The 19,398-nt window shown below is 57.6% G+C and carries 12 protein-coding genes; 4 read left to right on the top strand and 8 right to left on the bottom strand.

Annotated features, from left to right (window positions below; translation table 11 throughout):
• Nucleotides 1-125: 125 nt before the first annotated feature.
• Nucleotides 126-929 carry a SirB1 family protein gene (locus AC3IUF_RS04725; RefSeq protein ID WP_007950287.1) on the top strand — a complete coding sequence of 268 codons (804 nt, stop codon included), beginning with the start codon at nt 126-128 and terminating at the stop codon, nt 927-929.
• A gap of 87 nt (nt 930-1,016) precedes the next feature.
• On the opposite strand, the gene AC3IUF_RS04720 is transcribed toward AC3IUF_RS04725, so the two are convergent.
• The 4 genes from AC3IUF_RS04720 to hmgA form a co-directional block, all read right to left on the bottom strand.
• The gene (locus AC3IUF_RS04720; RefSeq protein WP_007914203.1) at nt 1,017-2,372 is read right to left on the bottom strand and encodes an MFS transporter; all 1,356 of its coding nucleotides are present in this window, start codon (nt 2,370-2,372) and stop codon (nt 1,017-1,019) included.
• Nucleotides 2,373-2,514: 142 nt separating this feature from the next.
• Nucleotides 2,515-3,150 carry a maleylacetoacetate isomerase gene (gene maiA, locus AC3IUF_RS04715; RefSeq protein WP_007914205.1) on the bottom strand — a complete coding sequence of 212 codons (636 nt, stop codon included), beginning with the start codon at nt 3,148-3,150 and terminating at the stop codon, nt 2,515-2,517.
• Nucleotides 3,151-3,162: 12 nt separating this feature from the next.
• Nucleotides 3,163-4,467: a fumarylacetoacetase gene (gene fahA, locus AC3IUF_RS04710; RefSeq protein ID WP_007914206.1), complete on the bottom strand. Its 1,305-nt coding sequence runs from the start codon at nt 4,465-4,467 to the stop codon at nt 3,163-3,165.
• Nucleotides 4,468-4,470: 3 nt separating this feature from the next.
• Nucleotides 4,471-5,775, bottom strand: coding sequence for a homogentisate 1,2-dioxygenase (hmgA, locus tag AC3IUF_RS04705; RefSeq protein ID WP_489280506.1), 1,305 nt, complete (start codon nt 5,773-5,775; stop codon nt 4,471-4,473).
• A 164-nt stretch (nt 5,776-5,939) separates the two neighbouring features.
• Here hmgA and AC3IUF_RS04700 point away from each other — a divergent pair, with 164 nt between their 5' ends.
• The gene (locus AC3IUF_RS04700) at nt 5,940-6,719 is read left to right on the top strand and encodes an IclR family transcriptional regulator (protein WP_007914208.1); all 780 of its coding nucleotides are present in this window, start codon (nt 5,940-5,942) and stop codon (nt 6,717-6,719) included.
• A 41-nt stretch (nt 6,720-6,760) separates the two neighbouring features.
• Here the strand turns inward: AC3IUF_RS04700 and AC3IUF_RS04695 are convergent, their stop codons facing one another.
• From AC3IUF_RS04695 to AC3IUF_RS04680, 4 genes are all read right to left on the bottom strand, one after another.
• Nucleotides 6,761-10,225, bottom strand: coding sequence for a dermonecrotic toxin domain-containing protein (locus AC3IUF_RS04695; RefSeq protein WP_489280504.1), 3,465 nt, complete (start codon nt 10,223-10,225; stop codon nt 6,761-6,763).
• 154 nt (nt 10,226-10,379) lie between these two features.
• On the bottom strand, nt 10,380-12,935 hold the full coding sequence (locus AC3IUF_RS04690) for a LuxR C-terminal-related transcriptional regulator (protein ID WP_489280502.1): 2,556 nt from the start codon (nt 12,933-12,935) through the stop codon (nt 10,380-10,382).
• A gap of 139 nt (nt 12,936-13,074) precedes the next feature.
• Nucleotides 13,075-14,442, bottom strand: coding sequence for a DUF1329 domain-containing protein (locus AC3IUF_RS04685; RefSeq protein WP_007914212.1), 1,368 nt, complete (start codon nt 14,440-14,442; stop codon nt 13,075-13,077).
• 23 nt (nt 14,443-14,465) lie between these two features.
• Nucleotides 14,466-16,259 (bottom strand): DUF1302 domain-containing protein, encoded by a 1,794-nt coding sequence (locus tag AC3IUF_RS04680; RefSeq protein ID WP_489280500.1) that lies wholly within the window; start codon nt 16,257-16,259, stop codon nt 14,466-14,468.
• A 720-nt stretch (nt 16,260-16,979) separates the two neighbouring features.
• On the opposite strand from AC3IUF_RS04680, the gene AC3IUF_RS04675 reads away from it, so the two are divergent.
• Nucleotides 16,980-19,124, top strand: coding sequence for an S-type pyocin domain-containing protein (locus AC3IUF_RS04675; protein WP_322845944.1), 2,145 nt, complete (start codon nt 16,980-16,982; stop codon nt 19,122-19,124).
• Nucleotides 19,121-19,378: an immunity protein gene (locus AC3IUF_RS04670; RefSeq protein WP_322845943.1), complete on the top strand. Its 258-nt coding sequence runs from the start codon at nt 19,121-19,123 to the stop codon at nt 19,376-19,378. Before AC3IUF_RS04675 ends, AC3IUF_RS04670 begins: the two co-directional genes overlap by 4 nt.
• Nucleotides 19,379-19,398: the final 20 nt, after the last annotated feature.

Genomic DNA, 19,398 nt, shown 5'->3' with positions numbered 1-19,398 from the left:
TGGAGCACACCGGAATAAGCGCCCGCGCCGACAACAGCTTTGCGGCATAACCCGACAGCGGTGCTGCGAGGCACTGGACGAATGACCCGGACCGGGCTAAAACGAGGCATTCCCCGGAGATTTCGATGAGTGCGCGTCAACGTTTTTTCGAATGCCTGCACCGTTCACCGCCCGCGCTGTTCGAAGCCGCGCTATGGATGGCGGCCGAGCACGAAAAAGCGGTCGATCCCGAAGCGCTGTTACTAGAATTCAAAGACCTGCAACAACGCGTCAGTTACGGCTTGCCGATGCTGCCGGTCAGTGAACTGGCGCAGCCCCTGTTGCGCCGCATGACTGATCTGGGCTTTGCCCAGGACGACTTCCTGCCGCTGCGCCCGCAGGCGGCGCTGTTGCACAAAGTGATGCAGACCCGTCGCGGCCAACCGTTGGCATTGGCGCTGATTGCCCTGGAGCTGGCGCGAGGGCTGGAGATTCCTCTGGTCGGGGTCAACTTCCCCGGACACTTCCTGCTGCGCGTGCCCGGCGCCGATCACCTGCTTGATCCGTGCGGCGGCCGGCGCTTGTACCCCAATGATTGTCGCGAACTGTTGCAGCGCCAGTATGGGCCGAATATGAAGCTCAACGCCGAGCATCTGTTGACCGCCTCGCCGGTGCAAATGCTTCAGCGCCTGTCGCGCAACCTGCGGCAGTTGCACCTGACACATGATGACTTCATTGCCGCACTGATCGACGCCGAACGCGTGCTCGAACTGGGTGACGCTGGCGCCGCTGATTACCTGGCCCGAGCCAGTCTTTATCAGCGGCTCGACTGCCCGAATGCCGAGCGCTTTGATCTGGAACACGCGCTGATGCTCAGCGACGACCCGATTCAGCGCCTGCGGCTGACTGAACGCCTCGGACACCTGCCGCCCAACTCAGTCGTCCATTAAAAGCAAAAGATCGCAGCCTTCGGCAGCTCCTACATTGAAATATGCATTCCCATGTAGGAGCTGCCGAAGGCTGCGATCTTTTGCTCTTCAGGATTTGACAGATATCCCCACTCCAACTGCCGAATTTCCTTCGGAAGGCGAACGCACCTGAATAATCAGCAGCGCGGCGATGACCGCCGGGATCGCACAGAAGAAGAAAATCTGCGTCACTGGAATGTGCATCGCCAGCAGCAGGCTGCCAAACAGCGGCCCGAGAATCGAACCGAAGCGACCCACGCCCAATGCCCAACCGGTGCCGGTCGCACGCACATGCGCCGGGTAGAAATTGCTGGCAAACGCATTCAGCGTCAGTTGCCCGCCGATGATGCAGAACCCGGCGGCGAACACGCAGGCGACCAGATAACGCGGGTTGTCGTGATTTAGCCCGAGCAGAATCGTGCACAGCGCCGCACCGGCCAACACTGCGGACAACAATCGCACCTTGCGCTTCAAGCGGTCAGCGAACCAGGCCATGCAGATCGCGCCCAAGGTGCCGGCGAACAGAAACATCGACGTCACCAGATTGGCTTCGTTGAGTTTCAAGCCACTTTCCAGCAGCAGCGTCGGCAGCCAGCTGATCATGAAATACAGCAGAATCAGGCTGACGAAAAACGTTGCCCAGATCAGCAAGGTCGGTCGCGCGTAGCCATTACGGAACAATTCGACCACGGTCAGTTTGCTGCCCTGCTCACGTTCGTTCTGCTCGGCAGTCGCCAGCGGTGGTTGCCAGTCCGGCAGCATGCGCGCGGTGACTTTGCGCAGCCGCGTATACGGCGGTTCATCACGCAGCAAACGTGGCAGCGACTCCGGCAGCATCCACCAGAGAAACGGAAACAACAGCAACGGCGTAACGCCACCGGCGAGAAACACTGCTTGCCAGCCGAACTGGTCGATGAACCCGGCGGCGACGAAACCACCCGCCGCGCCACCGAACGAAAAACCACACGCCGCCAGCGTTACCATCAAGGTGCGCAAACGCGGTGGCGAATATTCCGACATCAATGCCATTGCACTGGGCATCGCCCCGCCCATGCCGATGCCACAAATAAAGCGCGCGATCATCAGCGTGTTCAACGAGTCGGCGAAGACCATCAGCACCGTCAGCGTGGCGTAGATCAGTACGCAGGCGAGCAAGATCCGGCGTACGCCAAAGCGGTCGGCGAGCGGTGTGACTGCGAGCGAACCGAGCGTGAGGCCGAGCAGGTTGGCGCTGAAAACCGGGCCGAACGCAGACTTTTCCAGGCCCCAGTCCTGCGCCAGCGCAGGCACCACGTAACCGAGCACCTGGGCGTCATAACCGTCGGTGACCAGCAGCAAGGCGAGCAGGATCAAGAGCAACCACTGATAGCGGGACACAGGACGGGCGTCGAGTGCCGCCCGAAAGCTGGCAATCTGGTTGTGCATCGCAAGGTACCTGTTTTGTTTTTATGATTATGCGAATGGCGATATTCCCTTGTAGGAGTGAGCCTGCTCGCGATAGCGGTGGGTCAGTCAGAAACTGAGTGACTGACACTCCCTCATCGCGAGCAGGCTCACTCCTACAGGGTTATGGGGTGTCTGGTTGGTTGGCGGGATGCGCCTTGATGAACGCAGGATGTTCAGCCGCCAGTGCGGCGACCCGACGAATGTTCGGATACGCCTCAAGGCTGACATTGAACCGCTCAGCCGCATACAACTGCGGAATCAGGTACACATCGGCCACACACGGCCACTCGCCGAAACAGAAACCCTCATCGCCAATCAACTGCTCCACCGTCGCCAGCCCTTGGCTGATCCAGTGACTGATCCACTCCACCACCTGCGCCTCATCGTGCCCTAACTGACGCAGGCGATTGAGCACACTGACGTTGTGCAGCGGATGCACATCGCAGCCGATCACCGCCGCCACACCCCGCACCTGCGCACGGGCAAGCAGATCTTCAGGCAGCAACGGCACCTGTGGATAACGTTCTTCCAGGTACTCAATGATGGCCGGCGACTGAATCAGCAAACCGCCTTCGTCAGTGCGCAAGGCCGGCACCCGGCCCTGTGGATTGATCGCCAGATACGCCGCTTGGCGATGCTCGCCACCCGGCGGTGCGATCAGATTGACCGGCAACGCCTGATAGTCGAGACCCTTCAGCGCCAGCGCGATTCGCACCCGGTACGACGAGGTCGAACGGTAATAGGTATAGAGATCCATATGCCGCTCCTGTCAGCGCGCCGGCAACACTTTGCCGCGGCACTCGCCGAAGCCGATCGAAGCAAAACCATCGCGAGCGCAACGAGCGCGCAGAATGATTTCGTCACCGTCCTCGAGGAATTTACGCACCTCGCCAGACGCCAGTTCAATCGGCTTTTTACCGCCCTCGGTGATTTCCAGCAGGCTACCGAACTGACCGCTCTCAGGGCCGGACAAGGTGCCCGAACCGAACAGGTCACCGGCCTGCAACTGGCAGCCGTTGACGCTGTGGTGCGCGACCATTTGCGCGACGGTCCAGTACATGTAACGGGTGTTGCTCAGCGTCAGGCGATGAGCCGGCAGGTTCTGCTCGCGCATGGCTTCGGTGAGCAGCAACACTTCCAGTTCGATGTCGAAGGCACCGCCGTCCTGATCGCGCTTGTCGAACAGGTACGGCAGCGGCTGCGGATCACCTTCAGGACGCTTCGGTTGCGCGGTGCGAAATGGCTCCAGCGCTTCTGCGGTAACCACCCACGGCGAGACGCTGGTGATAAAACTTTTCGACAGGAACGGACCCAGCGGCTGGTATTCCCAAGCCTGGATATCGCGTGCCGACCAATCGTTGAGCAGGCAGAAACCGGCGATGTGATCAGCCGCGTCAGCGATGGCGATCGAATCGCCCATCTCGTTGCCCTGACCGATCCAGATGCCCAGCTCCAGCTCATAGTCCAGGCGTGCGCACGGACCAAACGTCGGCTCGGTCTGACCGGCCGGCAAGGTCTGGCCTTTCGGACGCCGTACGTCAGTGCCCGACGCGCGCACGGTGGAGGCGCGACCGTGATAGCCGATCGGCACATGCTTGTAGTTCGGCAGCAGCGGGTTATCCGGACGGAACAGTTTGCCGACGTTCTGCGCGTGCTCGATGCCGACGTAGAAGTCGGTGTAATCGCTGATGCGTGCCGGCAGATGCAGCTGGCAATCGGCGGCCAGTGGCAGCAATTTCGCGCCTTGGGCTTCGATGTTGCCACGGTGAGTGCTGCCTTCGCTGAACAGTTCCAGCAGACGCGAACGCAGAGCCACACGTGCCTCGCGACCGAGTTCGAAGAACGCGTTCAACTGGCCGCCGTGCATGGCTTCGACCGCACTGCGCGCGACGCCGTCGAACAGCCCGGCTTCCAGCGCCACTTGCAGATCGAAGATGTGTTCACCAATCGCCACGCCAGCGCGCGGCGGCGCACCGTTGCTGCTGAACACACCCAGCGGCAGGTTCTGCAGCGGGAAATCAGCGTGGCCGTTGGCCGAGGCAACCCAACTGCGGGTAATGGAAGTCTGAGTCATGGGTTATCTCCGGGTCGGGTCGAACGTCGCGGGCAGCGTGGCCCAGCAAGCGTCGTAAGTGGATTGCAGTTGCGGGCAGTCGAGGGCGAAGCGGCTTGGGCGCAGCACCTGGCTGGTCTCGAACATGAAGGCCATGGTGTTGTCGATTTTTGCCGGTTTGAGTTCGGCGTTGATCGCTTTGGTGCAGGTCTCGCCATCCGGGCCGTGGGCGCTCATGCAGCTGTGCAGCGATGCACCGCCGGGCACAAAACCTTCGGCCTTGGCGTCGTATTCGCCCTGGATCAGGCCCATGAATTCGTTCATCAGATTGCGGTGGAACCACGGCGGACGGAAGGTGTTCTCGGCGACCATCCAGCGTGGCGGGAAGATCACGAAGTCGAGGTTGGCCAGACCGTGCACGCTGGTCGGCGAGGTCAGCACGGTGAAGATCGACGGGTCCGGGTGATCGAAGCTGACGGTGCCGATGGTGTTGAAACGGCGCAGATCGTATTTGTACGGCACGTTATTGCCGTGCCAGGCGACCACGTTCAGCGGCGAGTGATTGAGTTCGGTGGCCCATAGCTGGCCGAGGAATTTCTGCACCAGCGTGGTCGGCTGCTGGAGGTTCTCGTAAGCGGCGACCGGGGTGAGGAAGTCGCGCGGATTGGCCAGACCGTTGCTGCCGATCGGCCCCAGATCCGGCAGGCGCAACGGCGCGCCATGGTTCTCGGCGACGTAGCCGCGTGCTTGCGGGTCGAGCAATTCGATACGGAATTTGAGGCCGCGCGGCAGCACGGCGATTTCCAGCGGCGCCACTTCCAGCACACCGAGTTCGGTGGCGATGCGCAATCGACCGAGTTGCGGCACCAGCAGCAGTTCGCCGTCGGCGTTGAAGAACACCCGTTCCATCGAACGGTTGGCGACGTAGTTGTAGATGCTGATGCCGGACGGCTTTTCCGCGCCAGCGTTGGCGACCATGCTCACCAGACCGTCGATGAAATCGGTTGGCTCGGCCGGGATCTCCAGCGGATTCCAGCGCAGGCGATTGGGCGTCACTTCGCCCAAAGGACCGCCGGCCAGTTGTCTTTCCAGTTTGACGAAGGCCGGGTGATTGGCCGAAGGCTGAATCCGGTACATCCAAGTGCGCCGCGCTTCACTGCGGGTCATGGTGAACGCGGTGCCGGAGAACAATTCGGTGTAGAGACCGTACGGCGCTTTTTGCGGGGAATTCTGGCCGACGGGTAGCGCGCCGAGCAACGCTTCAGAGCTGAATTCGTTGCCGAAACCGGACTGATACGCCAGCGCCTGAGCGGTTGAATCGAGGTTCATGGAGCCTCCTGAACAGGGAGTCGGCAGTGGCCCATCGCTCTGGCTCAGAGGTTTCGGCACGCCGGGGTTGTTATTATCGTAATTCGATTACGCATAACGTAATTTGCTCGCTATCCAGCGTCAAGCTATAAAGACGCCCATTCGTTTCGGAACCCGGCCGCACCATGGAAAAAACCAGCGACAGCAACGGCAAACAGAAAGTCCGCTCCGCCGAAGTCGGCACCGACATCCTCAAGGCTCTGGCCGAGTTGTCGCCGTCCACTTCGTTGTCGCGACTGGCCGAACATGTGCAAATGCCGGCGAGCAAGGTTCACCGCTATCTGCAGGCGTTGATCGCCTCGGGATTCGCCGAGCAGAACACCGCGACCAACCATTACGGCCTCGGCCGCGAAGCCTTGCGTGTAGGCCTCGCCGCACTCAACAGTATGGACGTGCTGAAAGTCGCCGCCCTGCCGTTGGCCGAACTGCGCGACGAACTCAACGAAACCTGCTTTCTGGCGGTGTGGGGCAACCAAGGCGCAACCGTTGTGCACATCGAGCCGGCGGTGCGTGCAGTGACGGTGGTGACGCAATTGGGTTCGGTATTGCCGTTGCTCAGTTCATCGACCGGGCTGGTATTCAGCGCTTATCTGCCACATCGCGAAACCGATGATTTGCGCGTTCAGGAGATTGCCGCTGCCGATCATCCGCTGAAGGACGAGAAGACTTACGTATCACTGTGTGAACAGATCCGCGAACGCGGTCTGCATCATGTGCATGGTTTGCTGATGCCGGGTGTGGATGCGTTGTCCGCACCGGTGTTCAACGCTGTCGGCCAGGTCGCCGCCGTGCTGACCATTGTCGGCCCGACCTCGCTGTTCCACGCCGACGAAAACGGCCCGGCGGCGCAGCGGTTGCTGGCGGCGACGCGGGCCGTGAGTTGGCGGATGGGTTATGAACGATAAACGCTTTACGCATTGAGCGAGCAGCAAGTGCTCAAAAGCGGTCAATGAACGGTTGTTTTACTCAGTCCGGAACTGGCACTTTCCATCAATGTGTTGAAGAACTCGACCAGCATCTCTTTCAACTCTTCCTGGCCTGTGTAGTAAGTGACCAGCTCCGCGACCGTCCGCGCATCTTCGAACAAACTGAGCAAGGACCGTTGTGCATGTGTGATTTCCTTGACGGGGGCACCCGCAGCTGCGGCCTGGCCCAACGTCATCAGCCCGGTCAGCGCTTCCTGGACATGTCCCAGGGCAGCGCGGTAGTCACCTCGCTTGTCCGACTGTGAGGCGTCGTAGATGCTTTTCATCATCTGCACAGCCACCACGACAGTGCCCACGGGAGGCACCAGCAGGCTCACGATGTTCGCGGCCTTCAACAGGTTGTCATAAATAATACCGGTGATTATTTCATTGAGACTGGTGGTGCGTTCGTCGATATCGCTCAATACACGGCGCACTCGCTCGTCATGGAAAGTGAACAGATCAGGCAATAACGAACGCTGCTGGGTGCGAATGACCGGTTTGGTATCGGCGGTTGCAACCAGATTGTCGAAATAGTCGTTGATCACCTTTTGGTCGACCAGCAATATCCGCTGGCTGTAGTAATTCCTGAACGGGCCGTATCGAAAACGAATCGAAGGAATGAAATCAGCGATGGGCCGGAAGCTGACCAGATCCGGCGCGTCAGGCGTATAGAGCAAATCGAGCAACCCTGAAGACATCTTCAGTCGGAAAATATAAACGCCGCCAACCGTGCGGTCCCAGGCAGCCGTCAAACCCGGCTCGACGATGTTGAACTTATACAGTCCGACGTCACCTTCGGCGACGCTATTCACAATTGACTGATAACCGCCACTTTCTTTCAGATTATCGATAGTCCGCTGGATAGCAGAAAAAGACTCTACTGACAGTCTGCCATTGGTAAAGTCGGCAAAAGCATTGCGGTACATTTCACAGCGGATTCTTCGGGCGTGTACCGCGCGCTTGAACGCGTAGTCAGGATGAGCGCTGTTCTGATATTGCGCTTTCAGCATGGCGGTATATCTGTCGCCGGGACGGAAAGTTTTCGACAGTGAGGACAGGTCTCGGATATCCAGTTTTTCAATGCTGGGATGGCCATTCACCAAATAGTATTTCGGGCTGAATTTCGTTTCGTAGCCCGGATGCACGGCCTCAAAGGCGAGTCCCTCAAGCAAAACGTCAGTAACGCTCTTACGAAACTCTTCGGTTTGAACAATGATCTTGTCGGGATTGACCGAAACCTTGCTGCCACGAGTACGCAAAATGTCTTCTATCTGAGCTTTCACCGAGTCATAAGTGAACTGCTCGAATGTCGGAAAACCATTGTCTCGTGCATCAACTGTAGAGAGTGCCTTGAGTTCGGTGGTCAGACGCGAATAGCGCTTGCGGCCTTCGATGCCCAGTGCTCGATAACCAGCCGGAGCAATGGCCTTGTGCAGGGCAACTTCGGCTCGGTAAGCGATATTTACGTAGTCTGCCAACGGTGCCTTGAGATTCAGGCCAAGATCGACCGGCCGGCCATCGAGCGTGTAGCGGTAGTTCAGTTTTGTGGGATCGCTGCCGAGCAACTTACCTGCTTCGTGCAGGTAGTCTGGATGGATCAGCAATGCAGCGTATTCACGATCTGCGGACAATGCCGACTCCAGCCAGACGTTCGCCGCATAAACATCGGAAAACTTTTGCAGTTCAAATTCACCGCCAGGCATTTTGACCAGCATCAGCGAGGGTACATATTCTCTGGCCGAAATGATCAGGACATCTTTCAACGCTGGTACTTGTGATTTGATTCCCAATCCCTGAATAGTCACCGTGGCGTCATTGGCCATGGCTCGCGCGATGATATTCGCATCGGTGGAGTCCAGCTTTCCAGAGTGGCGAGCAACAAAAACTGCAAACGCCATCTGGCTGAAGAGGTAGTTGCGATAAGCCTCTTGGTAATCAACCGAGGGCGAGGATGCAAGGCTGCTGGTAAATTCCAGTCGCAGGTTGCGACTCTCCAACCACTGCTCAAGCGCCACCGTCGTCAGCCGACTTGCGTCGGGAACGCCGATGATAGTCAGGGCGGCTTTATAACCATTGTCATGCAGACCGAAAACGATAAATTCTGTCAGCGTGCGGGTTTCTTCCTGTTCGATAGTACGCCCGGCAACTTGCAGAGTGTACGAGCTCTGGACACTTATCGCTTCTGGATCCAGGTGCTCACCGAGAACCCTGTCCGCCCATTCAGCGAACGTACGCACCACATAATCCTTAAACGAAAAACACGCATGGAACGCGCTTGAAAACGCAGCCTGGTATTGATCCTTGGATTCTTCAAGCTCGTTATATCGTTGTTGAATATCGCTACCAGCGCCATGGAGCCAAACCGGCCAGTCGGTGCGTTTCAACGCAGTCCGAAGCAGATAGAAGCGGGTGTTGATACCGTAGCGCAGAACATGCAGGCTTTGATTGTCCTGCAACACCGAGGTAAGCGGATTTTCCAGTTGTTCCCGACCACTGAACAAGGATGACACGCTTTCAAGCTGGCCTTTGAGATGAGTCTCTACACAAAAGGCGTGAGGACTTCGCGTACCCTTCAGGTATCTGATCTGGTCACTACCCAAGGACAATCGCTGCTGAAGTTTGCTGTGCAAATCGGTATTTTTTTCAAAAAACTCAAAGCCGTATTCCGGCGTGTGCACAAGATAGGACGTCGACTCGTTGAGCAGCGGCATTTCTGCATCCGGACGCTCGGCGTTGTCCAGAACGAAACAGGGCTGACGCGACAGAAGGTAATCCTGCGTCGGGCGCAGGTTGACTTCAAACGCTGCGCGGCCGGAGTCTGCGTCAAGAAGATGAGCGAATCTCTCACCCAACAGGGCATCAAAATTGTTGGCCATGACCGACAGGGACAGCTCTGCACTCGTGACCACGGCGTACGCTTCGATGAAAGTCTGCTTATTCGACAGAGGTGCAGTGTCCGGGCGAATGGTTTTCGCTGGCGCCGCCCAGAACTTTGCGATCTCGGCTCGCAACGTTTTTTCCAGTCCTGCAGCTACAGCCGCGATCAGATCCTCGACAATAAACGTATTCAGAACATTGACTTTGAATTGCTCACTGAACGTGTCCGGCAGAAAAAACACACCATCGCCGCCCACTATGTAAGCGGGGCTGACGTTGTTATCCAGACAATGAACTGTGACGTCCCAAAGAGTGCCTGAAGGCCGGTTTTCATTGGCGGGAAAAGCAGGATCCGTATTGATATAGACTTTGTCGATATCGACCGTTTTACCCAAGCGCTTTAACTCACTCCCAAGCAAGTTGCGAAGAATATCCAGCACGCTTGGCATGGCGTCGATGATCTTGAATAGACCTGCTTTTGCCTGGCTGGCCTTTTTCCACTCTTCAGCCCACGTAACTTGCTCACCCAACGAACCACGCATCAAACTTTTAAATAACTTGGCCACAACACTTCCTTACTTGACTATTCAGAGCTGCGAGTGCAGCTATGCAGAGGGTCGCAAGGTAGTTTCTTTTTCAATCAACATGAAGTTCGAACAATTTACAAAACATGCCAACAAACAACCAAAATCATTTTCACCAGCAAAAAAAATTAAAACACTAAGCCAATATCCCCATCAACTTTGCTTTCGCCACCGCCTGAGTTCTGCGCTCCACCCCCAACTTCCCATTAATCCGTCTCGCATGTGTTTTTACTGTATGTAACGAAATAAAAAGTTGTTCTGCAACTTGCTGATTCGAAGCACCTTGAGCAATCAACATCAGCACTTCGCGCTCACGCCGACTGAGGCCCGACGCCAGATCAGGGTTATCGCATTGCCTGGCAGGAATCTGCTTGGCAGACACTGTTCCGAGACTGCCCCGGCGTAATTCCCACTCCCGCATGGCGTGCTGCAATTGACAGCGCTCCACCAGCATTCCGGCACGCTGGAAAGCTTGCTGCGCCGCCTCTGTGTCACCGTTCGATTCGGCCAACTGGGCGAAGGCCAGCAGCAACTCCGTTTCCGCAGTCAACATGCCTCTGCCCTGCGCCTGATTGAGCAATCGTTCAATGGTTGGCAGACAGTTTTCATCCGGATTCAACTGCGTATGCGCGCAGGCCAGCAGGTATTCAATGCGGATAATCAGCTCGAAAGTGGCGGGCGGCGCCTGGAGTGCAGAGGGTCCACGGTAATGCCTTAACAGCCGGCCCAACGCCTCTTGCACCAATTGCGGTCGCCCCTGCTGCAACCAGAACTGGCTGCTGACCTGAAGCACGACACCGCGATAGACCGTATCGGGAATCTGCCGCTGCTGCATGACCCTTTCGGCCTCGCGCAGGCGCTCGAAAGCGCAGGCATAATCGCCTCGATTGCCGGCCAGTTGAGCCTGCCCGAGGTAGCCATACAAGACCCGCTTGTCTTCACTGCGCAAACAATCTTCAAGGCCTCGGCTGAACAGATCCGCAGCCTGCTCTTCCAGACCCATGCACAGCGCCAGCCGACCTCGTCGCAGGGCAATTCGGCCCAGCAGCGGCGTGGGTACCAGGGTGCGCTGACGCAGCAAATGCTCAATGTCCACCAGCAGACTTTCGGCACGCGCGGGCGCTCCTCGCTGCTCGAGCCATTGCGCATGATCAAGCTCCAGCAACCCTTCGAACAACAGGGAGCCATGCGCGCGCGCCAGGCACAGCGCCTCGCGGTTGAGAGCATGGGCCTGATCGAGTTCACCGCACAGTAACGCCTGCTGCGTCAGTCCCGACAGACACATCAGACGGGCTTGCCAGGCATCGTCGGTCAACGCTGACAATGCCTCCTGAAAACAGGCGCGCGCCGGCTCCATTTGCCCCTGCAAGTGGCAGAGCCAACCTTGTTGCGCCTGCCAACGTGCCAGCAGTTGCTGCTCCAGATGCTTCGTCGGCTGCGGCATGAAGCGGACGAGATGAGCCATGCATTGCGCGGCCTGTTCGAATCGGCCGGCGAACAGCAATGCCCCCGTGACCAGCCCGATCAATTGCGGTGTCATCAAGGTCAGCTCGCGACTTTGCTGCTCATGCAAGCGCAACAGCAGGACGACCGTCTGGTCTTCCAGCAGATCCTCGAAGCTCAAATGCTGCAACAGGCTTACGGCCGTTTCGTACTCTTCGGCCAACAACGCTTGCTCGAACGCTGCTCGCCAATCCTGCACCGCAGTGAACCACTGACAGGCGCGCCGATGCCACGAACGCGCACACGGCCAATGCGACTCCTGCATGATTCGCGACAGCGGGCGAAAAACCTGCAGCCAATCGACGGACTCCTGCCAAGGCTCGATAAAGCAGCCCAGCACTTGTAGGTCATGCAACAGCTGTGCGCCTTCGCCGGGGCCGAACAAATGCTCGCATAATGGCGCGTTGAACCGCGGCAATTGGGCCAGAACACGCCATGCCTCATCCTGCTCTGGCGTCAGGTTGCTGAAGAGTTCGTGCTGCAGATAATCGAGCAGGGTGTCGACACGCTGTTGTGGCTGCAGCTTTTGCGACCAGTCGCACTTTTGCAGCAGCGCCATACGCGCACCCGCGCACCAGCCGCCAGTACGCTGGATGATACCGGCGGCGACACGGTCCGCCTGGTCTGGCGGCAAATGGCGCAACACCGGTACAAGCTCATCGTGGGTCAGTGCCAGGCTGGCGCGCTCGGATTCGTAGAGTTCGTCATCGAGCAACAGGCGCGGCCAGTTGCACTGTGGCCGGCGGCGAGTGCTGATCCACCAGGTGAGCGCCGGGCTGCTGACCGCCAACAAACGATCCAGTAAAGCATCCAGAGCCGGATCCGGCAGACGGCTGTAATCGTCGATAAACAGCGAAGTTGTCCTGGGCCAACGTGCCAGCTCCGCCATCAGCTGCGCAACGTCAAGGTCCTCGACCAGCCCGAGCACCTGAGTCAGACGCAGGCAAAACTCCTCGCAGCTGAGCGCTGCTCCCGCCAGCGGCAGCCAAATCGTCTCGCAGTCTGCACGCACCTGCAGAAGACATTCGCTGAGCAGTGCGGTTTTGCCACTGCCAGCGGGTGCGCACAACAGCCTGACCCGCGCGTTCGAAGCCAGAAGAGGCGCACTCAAGCGAGGGCGAGGCTGATGATGTGAAGAAAGTCTGGGCAGAAATCCGGGTCGATCCAGGCACGGGGTCATGGCGGTCATCGGGTGAGCCTTCTTATCGTTGTGCGCTCACCCTAGCCCTCTCCCGTGCGCTTGTTGACGAGTATTCAGCACGCTGATTGACGACCATAAAAAAGGCGACCGTGCGGTCGCCTTTTGCGCTGCCGATGTATCAGAACCGTTACCGCACGCCCTCTGCGCGCAAGGCCGATGGCGTGTAGTCAGCTGCCTTGGCTTCGAAGCCGAACTCGAAACTGTGCTTCTCTTCGTTCTTCATTCCCAGGGCAATGTAGCGACCGGCGATGATGTCGTAGAGCGCTTCGAGGGTATAGGCCTGCGCCTGGTGATCGTAGTAGTACTGAGCATGCCCTTCGGCGACACGCCACAGTTGCCCGCGACCGTCGTAGTGATCGGCGAGCGCCACCTGCCAGCTGTCCTCGTCGATGTACATGTGGCGCTTGGCGTAGATGTGCCGCTCGCTCGGTTTCACCGTGCCGATCACTTCCCAGACGCGGTGCAGTTCATAGCGGGTAAGGTCCTGATTGATGTGACCAGCCTTGACGATGTCGTCGTATTTCAGGCTCGGCGAATCGAGTTTGTAGCTGTTGTAAGGAATGTACATTTCCTTTTTGCCGACCAGTTTCCAGTCATAGCGATCCGGTGCGCCGGAGAACATGTCGAAGTTATCCGACGTGCGCAGACCATCGGCGGCGGTACCCGGGCCGTCATAGGCCACTTGCGGCGCACGACGCACCCGGCGCTGGCCGGCGTTGTAGATCCAGGCCAGACGCGGCTCTTTCACCTGATCGAGCGTTTCATGCACCAGCAGCACGTTACCGGCCAGCCGCGCCGGCGCGGTCACCGACTGTTTGAAAAAGGTCAGCACGTTGGCGGCTTTTTCCGGATCGAGATCCTTCATCAGTTGCGGCACGGCGATCTCTTCTTCAAAGCGGATCGGCGTGTAGCTGCCGTTAGTCTGCGGCGTCACCTGGGTGATGATGCGCCGCAGGTTACCGCCGTGATATCGGGTGATGTGGTTCCACAACACCTCCACACCGTTCTTCGGAATCGGGAATGCGTAGTAGCGGTTGCCTGTGAAGTTGGCCAGGCCATTACCATCGTTGATACTGGTGACATTCAGCGCGCTGCGTTTGGCCGACTCATAGATCTCCGCTGGCACGGCGACGGTGCGATGGGTCGGGTAAACCGGGATTTTGTAGGTTTCGGGGTAACGTTTGAACATCGCCACCTGACCGTCGGACAGCTTGTCCTTGTACTTGTCGACGTTGGCCGCGGTGATCGTGAACAGCGGTTTCTCGTTGGCGAACGGGTCGGCGAGGAAGCCTTTGCTGTCCACCGCACCGGCGTTTTTCGGGATGCCACCGGTCCATGCCGGAATCGAACCGTCAGCGTTGCCAGCCTTCTCGGCGCCGAGTGGCGTCAGGCTGGTGCCAAGTTTGTTGGCTTCATCCGGCGACACCGCCGCCATCACATTGGCCGCCAGCAGACTCAGCGCCAGCACACCACATTGCAGAATCGTTTTGCGCATTGCAGTCATCCTTCTCGGGCAGATCAGAAGTTCACGCCGAAGCTCAGAGCCACGAAGTCACGGTCTTCGAGGACGTTGTAATCGCCACCGAAAAAGTCGGTGTAACTGAGGCTCGCGGTGTAGGTGTTGCGGTAGTCGGCATCGACGCCGACGCTGATCGCTTTCGCGCCTTCGTTGAACAGGCCGTTGGGGCCGTAACCGGCGACGTCATGCGACCACGACAGGTTGGGTTTGAGGTTGATACCGCCGATCACGTTGGCGTAATCGAGGATCGCCCGGGCGCGGTAACCCCACGAGGTCGAGGTGACGAAACCGTCGGTGTCGCCACCAAAACCGTACTGCCCGTAAACCGAATCACGGCCATAACGCAGCTTGTCGCGTGACTCCAGTCCGCCGACCCGCACCACAGCGGCTTCACCGACCAGGGTCAAGCGCTGAGCGCCCCAGACCTGATCGAAGAAGTGTGTGAGGGTGCTCTGGATTTGCGTGACTTCTTTGCGCCGATAGCCTTTGTTGTCCGCTCCCGGTGACGTCGCAAGTGGAGACGCCGTGCCACCCGCAATCGGGTTGAGCAGCGCCAGTGTCAGGTCGTTGGTGTTGACCTGCACCGGAGCGTTCGGACGGTAGCTGATCTCGCCGGTCCACGCGGTACCGGTGGGCAATGTGGTGGAGAAACTCGCGCCGTAGAGGCGAATGTCTTCCGGGTATTCAAGGTAATACCCACCGCGTCCGAGCATCACGCTCTGCGCCAGACCGGAACCACTGCCGGGGGCCAGGCCATTGGCGATGCCGACCATGCCCGGCAATGCCGCCAGCGTCGAAAGACCGGCCGTGGTCGTGCCTACCGCCGGCGTACGACTGTGGTAGTTCATGAAATAGAGACCGTACTCGGTGTCGTCGCCGAGCCAGCGCAACGCCGTCCCCCACTGCCCGGAATCCCGCGCATCACGGTCACCACCACGAGGAATCACCACACCCTCACGGGTCACCTGAATCCCTTGGCCAAAGGCCTGGGTCAGCGGCACAAACGGCGCGATCGCCGGGTTGCCGACGGTGTAGCCGTTGTTGCAACCGTCCGCCGCCACATCGACACCGAAGAAGGTGCCGCAGTTGTCGAGAACGGTCTGGTCCCATTCCAGTTGGTAGAAGCCTTCAACGGTCAGTTGATCGGTCAGGCCTTGCGAGCCAAACAACATGTTGACCGGAATCAGGCCTTCCTTGATCTCCGCACCGGGGCGGCGAAACGCCGAGACGTCGATCGGGTTGATGCTGTTGATCGAGTTACCGATGAAGGTACTTTCGCCCCAGCTCACCACTTGCTTGCCGGCACGCACGGTGCCCGGCAGGTCGGCGATGGAATAGTTGTGATAGACGAAGGCATCAAGAATTTGTGCGCCGGAAGATTTCGCGCCCTCTTTTCGACCGCTGTCGCTGATCGGCTTGAACTCGCGGTCTTCATCCTTCAGCTCGAAGTCGTACCAGTACTTACCGCGCACGAAGACACCGGTGTCGCCGTACTTGAGTTCAAGGTCGTGAATGCCTTTGAAGATTTTCGAGAAGGTCTCGCCCTTCTTGAAATTCAGACGCCCGTCATCACCGGTCGAGGATTGCCCGGTCCCCCCATTGACCGTGCCGACCAGCGACTTGTCGGCATCGCGCATGCCCCAACTCGCACCGATCGACAACGACGAGTCGAAGGTGCCTTCAATCTCGCCAATGTTGAACGCAACCGCTTGCGCCTGGGCGCAGCAACCCAGAGCTACCGCGGCTGCCAGCGCCTGCGGTGTGAAGATGGCGCGCATTGTTGTTTTTGTCATGCGTCTTCCCCGGTGAGTGACAGAAGGCCCCACCCTACTGCCGGGCAACCGCGTCGATAAGCGCACCAAGGAGGTATTCGTGTTGTCGCTCGAAAGGATGAATGGCCTTGCAGGACCGGGCTTTGCGCCGCTCATGGATCGGCTGGATGGAGGATCATCAGTGCAGCGCATGGTGCGCATTGGTTCATCGGACTGTTGCATGCCCCGCAACAGTGCATGTCCGGAATCGGTATTTTTCCTACACGCTCAAGACCTTATTCTGAACGCGCTTTCACGGGACACGCCGCAAAGCCCGAAGCCAGCTACGCTAAGTGACTGAAGCGAATGGCAACAGATTCCAGATAAATCGAAAGTTCGGTTTATCGCCCCGGTGTTCACTGACGTTGATTTGTAGCTCCTTGATCCAACGTCTTACCTTGGCCGCTGCGTTTGCAGCGGCCTTTTTTATGGGCGTTGAAAAAAAACCTCTACAACTTGCAAACACTTTCCGAGAACAACGTAGGACATTTCCTGCAGCGCAGAAGAATTCTCCCTACTTTGTTATTAGCCTGCGAAAACCCTCTCGAAACAAAGCCCTGTTACTTACGGGCTTCTCAGATTTTGTAACCGCAAGTCTGATGTAACTTGAAACACCTAAACCCCTCGCTGGTGACACGGACGTCGCTATCGGTCGCGCTGACTTGCCAGCGAATTATCACGCACATTCAAAAGGACATGAATATGCAAAAGCCTCCACCCTTTGTGTTAACCGAAGCTGTTCATACGACGGCAACAGCCCCCCCCAACACACCTTTGATTAGAGGGACATCACCGAACCTCTCCCAAAGCGGCACATTTGCTATTCCCAACAATGTTCAAGTCAACTCTCGGGAGTTTACTGCCCACAGCCTGAGAACTGCTCGTGAGTTTCAAACTCGAACAGAGCAACTGCCCCAATCAATTGAGCAGGATCTGGCCGCAACGCGGCTGGAAGGTGCAACCCACCCACTTCCTCCCGCGCAAGCAATCCTTCGTGAGTTGGGTGTACGACATACCCTCATTCAAAGAAAAACCGCTGAATTTCATCAAAAAATAGCACAAGCCAATCAGTTCTTTGGAGATGACCCACTTAATAAAGACTTCCATGCCTACTTTCGAAAAGCCCAAAGCATCGATAGAACCGTTAATGCGCGGGGAATTGCGATGCAGACCTGGGCTGCCTCGTACAGAGCCGCACACGAAGCGAAATTGCTGGCGCAATCAATTCAGATGCTCAACCAGCAACAGGTCAACGTGCAGAACTGGCTGGCCGCCGTTCAGACAAATGATCAGGCGCAAGCACAAGCGGCGGCAGAAGCTCGGCGAGTAGCGGCAGAACACGCACGGATTGCCTTAGAACAGCAACGTCAAAGAGAAATTGCTGAAGCTGCACGTCAAGAGCAGGAGCAAATTCGTGCCCGTGAACAGGCGCGACTTGCCACCCTGGCGAAAAAGCAGGATATGGATGCATACCTGGCAAAATACTCCGCCCAGTTGGCACGCATTCTTGCTGAAATGAGAGCTGAAGCTCGGGAACAAGCGCGAATCGCGGCATTGAAGAGCGCTTTAGCCGAAGCACAAGCAAAAGCTGAAGCAGCCGCACAGGCGTTTGCTGCCGAGCAGGCTCGTCTTCAAGCGCAAATGGAGCAGCGTGTAGAAGCGAACCAGCAGGAAGGTCATTCAGCAGAGATCCAGCATGTATATCCGGCTTCAGGAGCCGTGGCTTCAACCAGTCCGGTTTTGTCTTTTGCCTCCAAAACCATTCGTCTTCCTCCGGCATCGTCATCCGGGATTCTCAGCGCAATGCGCACAGGATTACTGGCCGTGAAGGCTGCAGGCGCTGCGCTGATCAGCGGTCCGGTGCTGGTAGGTTTCGCGGCACTGTTAATGCCATCACGCTTGGGCAACGGCGAACGCTTTTCCATGAGCGTTCCACTTGCGGAGTTGTCGCCGGAGTCTCCTCAGACATTGCGCGAAATAGCGGATCGGCAAGGCACATTAGAGCTGCCCGTGGGCTTAGGCGTAAGGCGGCTCGGGGCTGGCGCTGAAGTCTTCGTCGCTACAAACGATGACTTCCATATCCGCTCGAGTGTGCTGGTTCTGAATGCGGCTTATGACTTGCTGAATGATGTTTATGAAGTAGCGCTGCCAGATTCGCCGACGGACTTTCTGACCTGGACGCCCGCCATCTCGCCGGGTGACAGCTCGACTGAATCGCCCGTGGTAGATACCGACTCCCCGGCGTATACGGGCGCTCCGATTGTTCCGATCGAAGGACGGTTGGACCTGAATCCGATTCTGGTCGAAGGCTGGGAACGATTCATCATCGTGTTTCCCGATGACTCGGGGATTGCGCCGCTTTATGTGGTGTTCAGCAGTCCGTACGCGGGAGGTTATGTAAAAGGGAAATACAGCGGTCGGACCTACAACCCAGAGCAGTCTGGTGGACCAGTACTTGATCTGGATTGGCGAACGGCTGTAATCACGCAAGCTGGAGTCACCAACGTGAAATTACACGTAGCGAGATTCAACCAATCAGACGCTAACGACATCATGATTCAGCGATTAGAGAGAATTTTAAAAGGTGATCTGAATTTTACTGACACTGACCTGCGTTACTACACTCACGAATTGAGAGAGCTGGAGCGATACAGAAATTTTGGCTATAGCGACGACACATCGCCCTCTGAGGAATCCACGATATGGAACAATGCCCATACTGCGACCCTTGAGGACTACAAACTCGGCAGCGAATTGACTCTGCTCTACAACGAAGAGGCAGTCAACGCAATGAATGCTCAAGATGAACGGGAATATCAAAACGACATGCGGAGTTTCGTCCAATGACTACTGTCGAGAAAATCATAAAAAACGAACCGATTGCGGACGTCATTTCACTCTTAGCACTTTGTTTTCATCCCATGCGCCTCGATCAAATGTATGCACGTTATCGCAAGGATACAATCTCCCACAGTGTCTTCATCGACACATATAACTCGCTGTTCAGAGATGGGGTGTTGTCCTACGACGAAAATGGAAAAACCATTAAAGGTCCCAATTGGACACCGCCAGCGTTCATGACAGAAAAACGCTACGACTAAAACACAAAAAACCACCCGAC

This window comes from Pseudomonas sp. KH_040, from assembly GCF_057839305.1.
This window is presented reverse-complemented; position numbering and strand designations above follow the sequence as displayed.